At 65.4% G+C, this 13,048-nt stretch carries 12 protein-coding genes; 10 read left to right on the plus strand and 2 right to left on the minus strand.

Features of this window, described 5'->3' with window-relative positions; translation table 11 throughout:
* Nucleotides 1-3: 3 nt before the first annotated feature.
* Nucleotides 4-510, plus strand: a complete 507-nt coding sequence (locus A7X65_RS06750) for a GNAT family N-acetyltransferase (RefSeq protein ID WP_245323330.1) — start codon at nt 4-6, stop codon at nt 508-510.
* Here A7X65_RS06750 and A7X65_RS06755 read toward each other — a convergent pair.
* Complete coding sequence (locus A7X65_RS06755; protein WP_063683492.1) at nt 507-1,463, minus strand: alpha/beta fold hydrolase; 957 nt, start codon at nt 1,461-1,463, stop codon at nt 507-509. The two genes, A7X65_RS06750 and A7X65_RS06755, sit on opposite strands and share 4 nt — an antisense overlap.
* Before the next feature lie 152 nt (nt 1,464-1,615).
* Between A7X65_RS06755 and A7X65_RS06760 the strand changes: the two genes are divergently transcribed.
* From A7X65_RS06760 to A7X65_RS06800, 9 genes are all read left to right on the plus strand, one after another.
* The gene (locus A7X65_RS06760) at nt 1,616-2,878 is read left to right on the plus strand and encodes a D-alanyl-D-alanine carboxypeptidase family protein (protein WP_082884844.1); all 1,263 of its coding nucleotides are present in this window, start codon (nt 1,616-1,618) and stop codon (nt 2,876-2,878) included.
* A 2-nt stretch (nt 2,879-2,880) separates the two neighbouring features.
* Nucleotides 2,881-3,567: a dTMP kinase gene (gene tmk / locus A7X65_RS06765; RefSeq protein WP_063683493.1), complete on the plus strand. Its 687-nt coding sequence runs from the start codon at nt 2,881-2,883 to the stop codon at nt 3,565-3,567.
* Nucleotides 3,564-4,610 (plus strand): DNA polymerase III subunit delta', encoded by a 1,047-nt coding sequence (locus A7X65_RS06770; protein WP_063683494.1) that lies wholly within the window; start codon nt 3,564-3,566, stop codon nt 4,608-4,610. The genes tmk and A7X65_RS06770 overlap by 4 nt, the downstream gene beginning before the upstream one ends.
* Nucleotides 4,611-4,721: 111 nt before the next feature.
* Complete coding sequence (gene metG / locus A7X65_RS06775; RefSeq protein WP_082884845.1) at nt 4,722-6,758, plus strand: methionine--tRNA ligase; 2,037 nt, start codon at nt 4,722-4,724, stop codon at nt 6,756-6,758.
* Nucleotides 6,759-6,771: 13 nt separating this feature from the next.
* Complete coding sequence (locus A7X65_RS06780) at nt 6,772-7,548, plus strand: TatD family hydrolase (RefSeq protein WP_063683495.1); 777 nt, start codon at nt 6,772-6,774, stop codon at nt 7,546-7,548.
* 13 nt (nt 7,549-7,561) lie between these two features.
* On the plus strand, nt 7,562-8,359 hold the full coding sequence (locus A7X65_RS06785) for an MBL fold metallo-hydrolase (protein ID WP_063683496.1): 798 nt from the start codon (nt 7,562-7,564) through the stop codon (nt 8,357-8,359).
* 164 nt (nt 8,360-8,523) lie between these two features.
* Complete coding sequence (locus tag A7X65_RS06790) at nt 8,524-9,111, plus strand: TRAP transporter small permease (protein ID WP_063683497.1); 588 nt, start codon at nt 8,524-8,526, stop codon at nt 9,109-9,111.
* A gap of 2 nt (nt 9,112-9,113) precedes the next feature.
* Entirely contained in the window at nt 9,114-10,427 is a 1,314-nt protein-coding gene (locus A7X65_RS06795) for a TRAP transporter large permease (protein WP_063683498.1), read from the plus strand.
* A 27-nt stretch (nt 10,428-10,454) separates the two neighbouring features.
* Complete coding sequence (locus A7X65_RS06800) at nt 10,455-11,429, plus strand: TRAP transporter substrate-binding protein (protein WP_063683499.1); 975 nt, start codon at nt 10,455-10,457, stop codon at nt 11,427-11,429.
* Nucleotides 11,430-11,496: 67 nt separating this feature from the next.
* Here A7X65_RS06800 and A7X65_RS06805 read toward each other — a convergent pair whose 3' ends face one another.
* Nucleotides 11,497-12,888 (minus strand): autotransporter outer membrane beta-barrel domain-containing protein, encoded by a 1,392-nt coding sequence (locus A7X65_RS06805; protein ID WP_156527678.1) that lies wholly within the window; start codon nt 12,886-12,888, stop codon nt 11,497-11,499.
* Nucleotides 12,889-13,048 lie beyond the last annotated feature (160 nt).

Consider the following 13,048-nt stretch of genomic DNA (forward strand, 5'->3'; position numbering starts at 1 on the left):
GGCATGTCGCTAGATATCGTCCCTGATGATCCGGCTCTACGGCTGCGATCGGTGAGCCCGATCGACGCCTCGTTCATCCGCCATCTTTTCGAGCAGGTCAGGACGGCGCAATTCACCGCGACGGGCTTGTCGGGACCGATCGTCAGGCAGATCGTCGCGCAACAATTCCGCAGCCAGACGACAGCCTATGCCACGCAGTTTCCGGAGGCGATTTCGCTGATCGTCACGCGAGACGGAACCGCGATCGGCCGGCTGCTGCTTCATTGTGCGCGCGAACGCTGGCACATCATCGACATCGCGCTGCTGCCGGCCGATTGCGGTCTGGGTGCCGGCACGAAGATCGTCGAGGCGCTGGGAGCGGGCGCGCGGCAGCACGGCGTCTCGGCGCTGACGCTCGCGGTGCTCGCGGCCAACCAGGGCGCGCGCCGGTTTTATCAGCGACAGGGATTTGCCGAGACCGGGGCGCTGGGCGCCGCGCACGTCGCGATGCGGAAGGACCTTGCGCCCTAGCGTGCCGAAGCCTCGCGCAGGAATTTCACCAGCGCGGCATTCACCTCCTCCGGCCGCTCCTGCTGCACCCAATGACCGGCGCCTTCGATGATGAGCTTCCGCGTCAGATTGGGCAGCACGCGCTCGAGCTCGTTGACGCGCTTGGCCCCGATCAGCCCGGTGATGACGGCGTCCTTCGAGCCGGCAATGAAGAGGGAGGGCTGATGGATCTGCGCATCCTGCCAGGGCGCCGTGAGCTCCCAGTTGCGGTCGAGGTTGCGATACCAGTTCAGCCCGCCGCGGAAGCCCGATTTGCGGAAGGTCTCGGTGAAATAGGCGAGGTCGGTCTCGCTGAGCCAGGCGGGCAGCGGCTCCTCGGTGGTTGCGTGGCCGAGAAAGCCCTTGCCTTCCTGCACGAACATGGCGGCGCTGGGGTCGGCGAGGCCGCGCCCGCCGAGCACGATGCGCATGGTGCGGGCGACGTCGCGCTCGAGCTCGGCCTCGGCGACGCCGGGCGCCTGGAAATACTGCCAGTAGAAATTGGTGACCCCGCCCTGGCGCAGCAGGTCGAGCGGCTTGCCGCGGCCGCGGAACGGCGGCGGCACACTCAAGCCCGCCACCGCGCTAAAGATGTCGGGCCGGAACAGCGCTGCATGCCAGGCCACCGGCGCACCCCAGTCATGGCCGACCACCATCGCCCTGGTCTCGCCCAGTGCCTGCACAAGGCCGACGACGTCGCCGACGGTGTCGAAGATGGAGTAGGCAGTCACATCCGCCGGCGCCGCGCTCGCGCCGTAGCCGCGCATGTCGGGGGCGACGACGTGAAACCCGGCCTCTGCCAAGGCCGGGATCTGGTGGCGCCAGGAATAGGACAGTTCCGGCCAGCCATGGCAGAGCACGACGAGGGGACCCTGGCCGGCTTCGCGGATGAACAGCTCGATCCCGTTTGCCTTGATCACACGGGTGGACGACATCGCTTTTCCGCCTTTTTTCAGGGGTTTGGTCGCTAAAGATGAGGCGTCACGATAGGGGCGCCGCGAGAATCATGCAAACTCGGAGGCCGGCGCCAACCTCGTATTGTTCGGCCCGGTTCCAACTGTTAGAACGCCGCTCTCAGGGCTTGGCCATGGCATTTCGTCTTTTTCCGCTCCGTCGCACCGGGTCCACCGCCGGCATGCTGGCGCGCGGGCTGATCGCTGCGGTCCTGGTGGCGGGCATCGGCTGGGGCGGGGCGCTCTATGCGGCCAACCAGAGTGTCCAGGGCGCCAAGAAGGCGGAAGAGGTCGGCTTCGACGGCGATGCGCCGACCGCGATCCTGATCGAGGCCTCCAGCGGCAGCGTCCTGTTCGAGAAGAACGCCGACGAGTTGCGCGCGCCCTCCAGCATGATGAAGCTGATGACGGCCGAGGTGGTCTTCAACGCCATCAAGAAGGGCGACATCAAACTCACCGACGAGTACCGGATCAGCGAGAACGCCTGGCGCAAGGGCGGCGCGCCCTCGGGCGGCTCGACCATGTTCGCCGCCATCAACAGCAAGGTCTCGGTCGACGACCTCCTGCATGGTGCGATCATCCAGAGCGGCAATGACGCCTGCATCGCGCTGGCCGAAGCCATGGCGGGCAACGAGCGGATCTTCGCCGCCGACTTCATGACCAAGCGGGCCCGCGAGCTCGGCATGCCGAAGTCGACCTTCGGCAATTCCAACGGTCTGCCCGACCCCGGCAACAAGATGACGGTGCGCGAGCTCGGCATCCTCGCCCGGCACATCATCCTGGACTTTCCGGAGTTCTACAAACTGTTCGGCGAGAAGGAGTACACCTGGAACAAGATCCGCCAGCCCAACCGCAATCCGCTGCTCAATTCGATGGAGGGCGCTGACGGCCTCAAGACCGGCTACACCAAGGAAGGCGGCTACGGCATGGTCGGCTCGGCGGTGCAGAATGGCACGCGGCTGATCGTCGTCGTCAACGGGCTGGAAGATCCCGAGGATCGCGCCACCGAAGCCAAGAAGATGCTGGAATGGGGCTTTCGCAACTTCGAGACCCGGACACTGATCGCCGCGGATCAGCCGGTCGGCTACGCAAAGGTGTTTGGCGGCGAGAGCCGCTCGGTCAAGCTGGTCGCCAAGACGCCCGTGAAGGTGATGGTGCACAAGAACGGCAGCGACAAGCTGATCGCCCGCGTGGTCTATAAGGGCCCGGTGCGGGCGCCGGTCGAGGCCGGCCAGCAGGTCGGCGTGGTCAAGGTCTGGCGCAGCGGCAACATCGCGGTGGAGACGCCGGTCTATGCGGCCGAGGCGATCGGGACGGGCTCGACGATGCGCCGCGCGATCGATGGTGCCAGCGAGCTCGTGATCGGCATGTTCCGCGCGGGCGCCGAGAAGCTCTGACCATGAGTGACAACGCGGCAAAGCGACCGTCCGGACGCGGACGTTTCATCACCTTTGAGGGCGGCGAGGGGACCGGCAAGTCCACCCAGATCAAGAAGCTCGCCGACCGCCTCAAGGCGGCGAGGATGCGCATCCTCGTCACGCGCGAGCCGGGCGGCTCGCCGGGCGCCGAGATCATGCGCCATCTGGTGCTGTCGGGGATGGGCAAGCTGCTCGGTCCCGAGGCGGAGACGCTGCTGTTTGCCGCAGCGCGCGACGACCATGTCCGCACCGTGATCCAGCCCGCGCTCAACCAGGGCGCCTGGGTGCTGTGCGACCGTTTTGCCGACTCCACGCGGGCCTATCAGGGCAGCCTCGGGCGCGTCCCCGTCGGGCTGATCAACGCGATGCAGCGGGTCACGATCGGCGATCTCAAGCCGGACCTCACCATCATCCTCGACCTGCCGGTCGAGATTGGCCTGCAGCGCGCGGCCGTTCGCCGCGGAACCGGCACGCCCGACCGGTTCGAGGGTGAGCAGCTCAGCTTCCATCAGGGCCTGCGCGAGGCCTATCGCAAGATCGCGGCGGAAGAGCCCGCGCGCTGCGTGCTGATCGATGCCAATTTCGATCCCGATACGGTCGCCGACCGCGTCTGGACGGCGCTGCGCGAGCGTCTGCTTCCCACGACCGCCTCGGTGATCTCCGCATGAGCCCGCGTCAGGTCGAGCGTGAGAGCGCCATTCCCCATCCGCGCGAGACGAGCCTCCTGTTTGGTCATCGCGAGGCTGAGACGGCGCTGCTGACGGCCTATCGCAGCGGCCGGATTCCACACGCCTGGCTGATCGGCGGGCCGCAGGGTATCGGCAAGGCGACGCTGGCCTATCGCATGGCACGCTTCGTGCTGGCGCACGGCCAGCCGCTTGCGCCGGCCGTGCAGAGCGCCGACAGCCTCGCGATCGATCCCGACGACGCCATTGCGCGGCAGGTCGCCGCCGGCTCGCATGGCGGCCTGCTGACGCTGGAGCGCACCGCCAACGACCGCGGGGTGATGCGCACGGTGATCACGGTCGACGAGACGCGCGAGACGATAGGCTTCTTCGGCTCGACTGCCGCTGCGGAAGGCTGGCGTGTCTGCATCGTCGACACCGTCGACGAGCTCAATCCCAATGCGGCGAACGCGCTGCTGAAGATCCTCGAGGAACCGCCGCAGCAATCGCTGTTCCTGCTGGTGAGCCATGCCCCCGCACGCGTGCTCGCCACGATCCAGTCGCGTTGCCGCAAGCTGCGCCTGCGCTCGCTTTCAACCGATGACGTGATCGGCGCAGCCGCCGCGGCTACTGACGTTGCGCCGACCGATCTGGCGCTGCGCGAGGCGGCCGAGGCCTCCGAGGGCAGCGTTGCGCGGGCCCTGACGCTGCTCGGCGGCGATGCGCTGAAGCTCCAGCAACGCACGGCGGCGATGCTCGCGCGACTGCCGGAGGTCGATCCGCGCGAGCTGCACACGCTCGGCGATTCGCTTCCCACCAACGACCGCGTCGCGCTTGCGGCCTTCATCGACGGCATCGATCGCTGGATCGCCGATCGCCTGGACGCGGACGAGGCCAACGCCAACCAGAACCTGCCGCGCCTTGCGCGCCTTGGCGAGGTATGGGAAAAGATCGTCCGCGCCGCGCGCGACACCGAAACCTACAATCTGGAGCGAAAGCCCTTGGTTTTCTCGGTGTTCGGCTGGCTGGCGGACGCAACGCGCTAGAAGCATGATCCGGAAAAGTGCGCAGCGGTTTTCCGAGACGATCATGCGCAAAACAATGACCTAACTCAGGTTCGTTTCCAAATTTCGAGAAGCCGGTAAAAGGAATTCGTCGTGGCAACGCGAGCTAAGAAAACCGTCAAAGCCAAGGGCAGCAAGAAAGCTGCAAAGAAAGCCACGAAAAAGGCTGTGAAGGCGCGCGCCGGCAAGGCCGTCAAGAAGGTCAAGAAGACCAAAAAGGCGGCCGCCAAGAAGGGCGCGAAGAAGAGTGTCGCGAAGACGGTAAAGAAGGCCGGCAAGAAAGCTGCAAAAAAGCAGGCCGTCGCCAAGAAGACGGTGAAGAAGGCGGCCAAAAAGCCAGCCAAGAGTCCGGCTACGAGCAAGGCTCCGGCGAAGCAAGTGGCCAAGAAGGCGAGGGTGAGTGCGCCTGCCGTTGCCGTTGCGCCGGCTCCTGTTGCTTCGCCTCCGAAGGTCGTGAAGCCCAAGGTGTCGAAGCCCAAGATCTTGAAACCCGAGATATCAAAGCCCGAGATCGCAAAACCCGTGGCGCCGCCTGCGCCGAAGCCCGTCGCAGCTCCGCAAGCCGCCGCACCGATTGCAGCGCCCGCGCGCGACAACGTCTTCTACATCACGACTGCGATTGCCTATCCCAACGGCGTTCCGCATATCGGTCACGCCTATGAGGCGATCGCGACCGACGTGCTGGCGCGCTTCGCGCGGCTCGACGGCAAGGACGTGTTCTTCCTGACCGGCACCGACGAGCACGGTCAGAAGATGGTTCAGACGGCCGCCGCTGAAAACATGCCCGTCTCCGCACTCGCCGCCCGCAACGCCGGCCGCTTCAAGGAGATGGACGAGCGTCTGAACGTGTCGTTCGACCGCTTCATCCGCACTACCGAAGAGCAGCACCATCGCTCCAGCCAGGAGATCTGGCGGCGCATGGAAGCAAACGGGGACATCTACGCCGACACCTATGCCGGCTGGTACTCGGTTCGCGACGAGGCGTATTACGCCGAGGACGAGACACGCCTGAACGACGACGGCGTGCGCCTCGGGCCGCAGGGCACGCCGGTCGATTGGGTCGAGGAGAAGAGCTATTTCTTCCGCCTGTCCGCCTATCAGGACAAGCTGCTCAAGCTGTACACGGACAACCCTGATTTCATCGGCCCGGACTCGCGCCGCAACGAGGTGGTGAGCTTCGTCAGGGGCGGCCTGCGCGATCTCTCGATCTCGCGCACCACGTTCGACTGGGGCGTCAAGGTGCCCGGCGACGAAGAGCACGTGATGTATGTCTGGGTCGACGCGCTGACCAACTATATCACCGGCGTCGGCTTCCCCGACGAAAGCGACAAGAACTGGCGCTACTGGCCGGCCGACGTGCACATCATCGGCAAGGACATCATCCGCTTCCACGCGGTGTACTGGCCCGCATTCCTGATGTCGGCCGGCATACCCGTGCAGAAGCGCGTCTATGCGCATGGCTTCCTGTTCAACAGGGGCGAGAAGATGTCGAAGTCGGTCGGCAACGTCGTCGATCCGTTCAACCTCGCCGACCAGTATGGCGTCGACCAGATGCGCTATTTCTTCCTGCGCGAGGTGCCGTTTGGACAGGACGGCAACTACAACCACGAGGCCATCGTCGCGCGCATCAATGCCGATCTCGCCAACGATCTCGGCAATCTCGCGCAGCGTTCGCTGTCGATGATCGCAAAGCAGCTCAGTGGCGTGCTGCCGGAGCCGGGCGAGTTCAGCGACAACGACAAGGCGATCCTGGCGATGGCCGACGGCATGATCGCCGCGAGCCGCGAGGCCATGGCGACCCAGCAGATCCATCACTGGCTCAATGCCGTGTGGGCCGTGGTCGCGGAGGCCAACCGCTATTTCGCGGGCGAAGCGCCGTGGGCGCTCGCCAAGACCGATCCTGCCAGGCAGAAGACGGTGCTCTACGTCACCGCCGAAGTCGTGCGCCAGATCGCGATCCTGGCCCAGCCGGCGATGCCGACTGCCTCGGGTCTGCTGCTCAATAGCCTCGGGATCCCGGCAGGCGAGCGCACTTTCGCGATGCTTGGTGGCGACAAGCGCATCGCGCCAGGCTCGACGCTGCCGGCGCCGACGCCGGCGTTCCCGCGCTACATCGAGCCGGCGGCCTGAGGCGGGCGTATCGATGCTGGTCGACAGTCACTGCCATCTGGATTTTCCTGACTTTGCGGAGGATCTCGACGGGATCGTGTCGCGCGCCCGCGCGGCCGGTCTCGCGCGCATGGTCACGATCTCGACGCGGGTGAAGAAGCTCGATCAGCTTCTCGCCATCGCCGAGCGCTTCGACGACGTCTATTGCTCGGTCGGCACTCATCCGCACAATGCGGATGAGGAGGACGGCATCACACCTGACGAGCTGATCGCGCTGACGCAGCACCCCAAGGTGGTTGCGCTCGGCGAAGCCGGGCTCGACTATTTCTACGACGACGGCTCGCCTGAGGCGCAGGCGAGGGGGTTCCGCGCCCACATCGCCGCCGCGCGCGCCACCGGCCTGCCGCTCGTGATCCACACCCGCGAGGCCGACGAGGACTGTGCCCGTATCCTGGAAGAGGAGGCGGCCAAGGGATCGTTTAACGCCGTGCTGCATTGTTACACCGGCGGTCGCGAACTGGCGCTCAAGGCGGTGTCGCTCGGGCTCTATATCGGATTTACGGGCATCCTGACCTTCAAGAAATCGGAAGCCTTGCGCGCGCTTGCGGCCGAACTGCCGTCCGATCGTATTCTGGTTGAAACAGACTCGCCCTACCTTGCGCCGGGCAAGTTCCGCGGCAAGCGCAACGAGCCGGCCTATGTGGTCGAGGTGGCCAAAGTGCTCGCCGAGACGCGCGGCGCGTCGTTCGACGAGATCTCGCGCCAGACAAGCGAAAACTTCTTTCGCCTGTTCTCCAAGGTGAAAGCATAAGACTGGGAGCCGCATGACTCTGACGCTGACGATCCTGGGCTGCGGCTCCTCCGCCGGCGTGCCGCGCCCGGCACTCGGCTGGGGCGCCTGCGATCCGACCAATCCGAAGAATCGCCGCCGGCGCTGCTCGTTGCTGGTCGAACGGACCTCCGAGCACGGCACCACACGGATCGTGATCGACACCTCGCCGGACCTGCGCGAGCAATTGCTCTCGACCAATGTCGACCACATCGACGCGGTGTTTTTGACCCACGAGCATGCCGACCAGACCCACGGCATGGACGATCTGCGCTCGGTCGTGATGCACATGCGCCGCCGCATCCCGACCTATTTCAACCAGTCGACCGCCAAGGACATCCTGTCGCGCTTCTCCTATTGCTTCATTTCGCCTGAGGGCAGCGACTATCCGCCGATCCTGACGCGGCATTCGATCGAGGCGGGCGGGAGCCAGACCATTCTGGGCAAGGGTGGCGCCGTGACGATGACGGCCTTCCTGGTGCAGCACGGCACCATCCCCGCGCTCGGCTATCGCATCGGCGACGCCGCCTACACACCCGACCTTAACGACATCCCGCGCGAGAGCTGGGGCGCGCTGGAAAACCTCGATCTCTGGATCGTGGACGGCCTGCGCTACACCCAGCATGTCAGCCATTTCAGCATCAACGACGCGCTGTCCTGGATCGAGCGCTTCAAGCCGAAGCGTGCCGTCATCACCAACATGACGGCCGACGTCGACTATGAAGTGATCAGGCAGTCGCTGCCTGCCGGCGTGGTGCCGGCCTATGACGGCTTGCGGCTGGAGACGCGCTGAGCCTATCCAATGGAAATTTGCCGCTTGTCGGCATGCTCCTTGCTTTCGCGACCCCCATCGTGTTGGTCTAACGTCTCAAAGACAGGCGTTGGCAGGAGGCGATAATCAGGCACGGCGAGCTATCGCCGGACTTGATTGCGCCGCAAGATGAGGATGGGGGCCGCGTGGCAGGGCACGGCGACGACGTAGAGACTGTCGGACCGGTCCGACGCGCTCTGGATCTGCTTTATCTCGGTTCGGGCATTGCGGCCGGTGCCTTCCTGGTCGCGATCTTCGCCATCATGATGGTGATGTCGGTGGGGCGGCAGTTTGCGCTCAACATCCCCGCCGGAGACGATTTCGCATCCTGGTGCATGGCGGCGATGGCGTTTCTCGGCCTCGCCCACACCTTCAAGCGCGGCGAGATGATCCGCGTCGGCCTGCTGCTGGAACGGCTGCACGGACGGACCAAGCAGGTCGCGGAGATCGTGGCGCTCGGCATTGCAACCGCCTTCATCCTCTATTTCACGCGGCACGCGCTGCAGATGACCTATGATTCCTGGCGCTTCAACGACGTGGCGCAGGGCGTCGTCGCGCTTCCCCTCTGGATACCGCAGCTCGGCTTTGCGGGTGGTCTCGTGATCCTGTCGGTCGCGCTGATCGACGAGATGGTCAACGTCATCGGCGGCAACCGCCCGAGCTACGAGAAGGGCTCACCGGACGAGACGCCGGAAGAATTCGTCGAGCGCATCTCGCAGGGCGGAGGCGGTTGACCATGGCCAATCTCGGCATGATCGAGCTCTCTTTCATTCTACTGGGCGTGATGATCCTGCTGCTCGGAAGCGGCGTCTGGATCGCGGTGTCGCTCGGGCTCGTCGGCTTCGTGGCGATGGCACTGACGACGAGCTTGCCGCTCGGTTCTGTGCTTGCGACCACGACCTGGAGCGCAAGCTCGTCCTGGACGCTGGCCGCGCTGCCGTTGTTCATCTGGATGGGTGAAATCCTCTTTCGCACCAAATTGTCGGAGGAAATGTTTCGAGGCCTGTCGCCCTGGGTTCAGTGGCTGCCGGGACGGCTGACGCATGTGAACGTGATCGGCTGCGGCATCTTCGCCGCAGTATCGGGATCTTCGGCCGCAACCTGCGCGACCATCGGCAAGATCGCGCTGCCCGAGCTCGACAAGCGTGGCTATGACAAGGGTCTGAGCCTTGGATCGCTCGCAGGCTCCGGCACGCTTGGCCTGCTGATCCCGCCGTCGATTCCGATGGTGGTCTACGCGGTCACGGCGAACGTCTCTGTGCTTCAGGTGTTCCTCGGCGGCTTCCTGCCGGGTTTGCTCGTGATGGTGCTCTATTCCGGCTACATCATCATCTGGTCGCTGCTGAACCCCGGCAAGATTCCCCCGCGCGATCCGCCGATGCCGTTTCGTCGAAAGCTCCAGGAATCCGCCAAGCTCGTACCCTGCCTGCTGCTGATCCTCGCAGTGTTCCTCTCGCTCGTGCTCGGCTTTGCGACCGCGACCGAGTGTGCGGCTTGGGGTGTCGCCGGCGCACTGCTGCTGGCGTGGTGGAGCGGCACGCTCACGCGCAAGAACTTCCTCGAGAGCATCATGAGCGCGACGCGCCTGACCTGCATGATCATGTTGATCCTCGCGGGCGCGGCCTACACCACGGCGGCGATGGCCTATACCGGCATCCCCGCAGCGCTCGCCACCTGGGTCCAGGGGCAGCAGCTCACGCCCGGCATGCTCGCACTGTACCTGAGCATCATGTACATCATCCTGGGATGTCTGATCGATGGCATCTCGATGATCGTGCTGACGGCCGTCATCGTGCTGCCGATGGTGAAGCAGGCGGGTCTCGATCTGGTCTGGTTCGGGGTCTATCTCATCATCCACGTCGAGATGGCGCAGATCACGCCGCCGGTGGGCTTCAACCTGTTCGTGCTCCAGAACATGAGTGGCCGCGACACTTTCACCGTTGCGCGGGCTGCGTTTCCGTTCTTCGTGTTGCTGCTGGCCGCCGTGTTCATCATCACGGAATACCCGCAGATCGTGCTGCTTCTGCCCAAGCTTGCTTTCCCCGACTGATCTCGTTCGACCGTGAGGAGAAGTCCGATGAAGTCCCGTCTCGTCCGCGCAGGCCTGATCGCCGGCGCCGTGCTGGCCGCAACGCCCGCCCTGGCGCAAACCAAATGGAATCTGCCGGCCGCGTATCCCGCCGACAATCCGCACTCGGAAAATCTGGTCGCGTTCGCCAAGGACGTCGACGCCGCCACGTCCGGCAAGCTCCAGATCACGGTCCATCCCGGCGCCTCGCTGTTCAAGGCCCCGGACATCAAGCGCGCGGTGATGACCGGCCAGGCGCAGATGGGCGAGGTGCTGCTGTCGATCCATGAGAACGAGGACCCGATCTACGGCGTCGATGTCGTTCCGTTCCTCGCGACTAGCTTTCCGGATGCGATGAAGCTTTATCAGGCGTCGAAGCCGCTGATCGCCAAGAAGCTCGACGCACAGGGTCTCAAGCTGCTGTTCGTCGTGCCGTGGGCGCCGCAAGGCGTCTACGTCAACAAGCCGCTGGCCACGATCGAGGACATGAAGGGCCTGAAATGGCGCGCCTACAATGTCGGGACCGCGCGCATCGGCGAGCTGGTCGGCGCGCAAGCCGTCACGATCCAGGCGGCCGAGCTGCCGCAGGCGCTCGCGACCGGCGTGGTGAATTCCTTCATGTCGTCAGGCGGGACCGGCTACGATTCGAAGGCCTGGGAGTCGCTGAAATATTTCTATGACGTGCAGGCTTGGATCCCGAAGGACTACACCTTCGTGAACAAGGCTGCGTTCGAAGCCCTCGACAAGCCGACCCAGGAAGCCATCCTCAAGGCCGCCGCCACCGCGGAGACGCGCGGCTGGAAGGCCTGGGAAGAGAAGGCCAACTGGTACATCGATCAGCTCAAGGCGAAGGGTATGACGGTCGAGCCGCCCAGTGCTGCGCTCAAGGCCGGCTTCCAGAAGGTGGGCGATCAGCTCACGGCCGACTGGCTGAAAAAGGCCGGTACTGACGGTCAGGCCGTGGTCGACGCCTACAAGAAGTGAGGGCGAAGAGCATCGCAGTGCGTGCGGTCGGCGGCGTCCGCGCGCCGTCGCCGATCAATACGCCTGGTCACCAAGCGTAGCGCAGCACGGCCCTGCCGGTGTAGGAGCGCATCAGGCTCGACACTTCGCTGTCGAAGTTCGCCGCAGCGGACCAGCCGTTCACAGCGCGCAGCTCGAGTGCGACGCCCGTCAGCATGGCGTTTGGCGCTAGCGACGTCGCCGCGGCAATCGGTCCTGGACCGGGCTGCGACTGGAACGATGCCGGGATCGCTTGCCCCGCGTTGAAGCCATGCGCCCAGGCGAGCCGGCCGCGCAGGTTCACTTCGCTTCCCGCCAGGGCAAGGGACGTGCTCGTGCGGAGGCCCAGCTCGGTGCGGCCATCGCTGAGACTGTCGCTTCCGGTCGGGCTCGAAAGTGCATTGGCCGCGCCCGGCGGCGGCTGCGTCGCACTGGTGGAGGAGGGCAGGCGGAAGCTGGTGATCTGTGCCGCCGCGTAGGGCGTGACACCAAGCCAGGGTGTGGCCAGACGATAGCCGCCTTCGATGCGGCCGGAATAGGCGTTGGCGTTGATCGCAGCAGCGAGCTGGCCGGAGCCGGCCGGTGTCACCGGATGATCATTGCTGATGGCTTGCCAGCCGTAGGCGAGGCCCGTGGCAACATAGGCCGACCCGACGCTGTGCCGGATGAAGGCGCCGGCCTGGAACAGATCGGAGCGGCCGCTCGAGAAATTGTTGGCGAAGCCAGTGCCGCCTCCGGCCAGTGCAAAGCCCATCCGGGTCTGCGGCGAGAGAGAATAATCGGCTCCGGCCACGGTGCCGTAACTGCGGCTGGCGGAGCCGGTGCTGCCGGTCGCCATCTGCGAGCCGCCAAAGCCCGCCGCCCAGACGTTCCAGTGCGGGGCTGCGAGCGAGGGCCTGCCGTAGATCGCCCCGTAGGCGTCGCGGCCGATGCCGCCATGGGTCGGATCGTTGCCGATATCGGCGTAAGCGGCGAGCTCCGCGTCCAGTTCGGACCTGCCCGGGCCGCGGCCATCGACGGCGGGATCGAGCAGGGTCTGCGTGAACTGGGACATCGCCAGGAACGTGGCCTGCGCCGTCTCGCCCTGCGTGGCCTGGTCGGAGCCGCTGCCGAAGCCCTGTCGCATGCCGAACCGCCCCGTGCCGGCAAGTCCGGGCGGCTCGGTGTTCCAGCCATAGTTCGGCGGCATGCCGCCGGCGCCACCCGTGCCGCCACCGCCAAATGGCGCTCCGCCAAAGCCGGAGGCTTGCGGTCCGCCGTACATCGGACCACTCATCGCGCCGCCGAAATTATTGAAGCCGTTGCCGGGCGGGTTCGGACTAGGCGCGCCGAAATTCTCGGAGCCCCCGAACGCGCCGAATTCGCGCATGACCTGCGCGTCGGCCGCGCGCGGCAGCAGCAACCCGGCCGTCAATAGCAGTAGCGTCAGACGCGCACGCACGTCTGCGCTCACGACACAAACCGCATGAAGCGCCCCAACCGCGCCGGATGCCAGCCGCGCAGCCCGCGCGGCGAATCAAATGGAAACAGCGAATCCGACGGAGCTGAATCGTAAATGCGTCTCTAATGTTTTCCAATCTTTTCCTGGCGTGTCGCGATGT

This window comes from Bradyrhizobium stylosanthis (assembly GCF_001641335.1).
Lineage (GTDB): Bacteria > Pseudomonadota > Alphaproteobacteria > Rhizobiales > Xanthobacteraceae > Bradyrhizobium > Bradyrhizobium stylosanthis.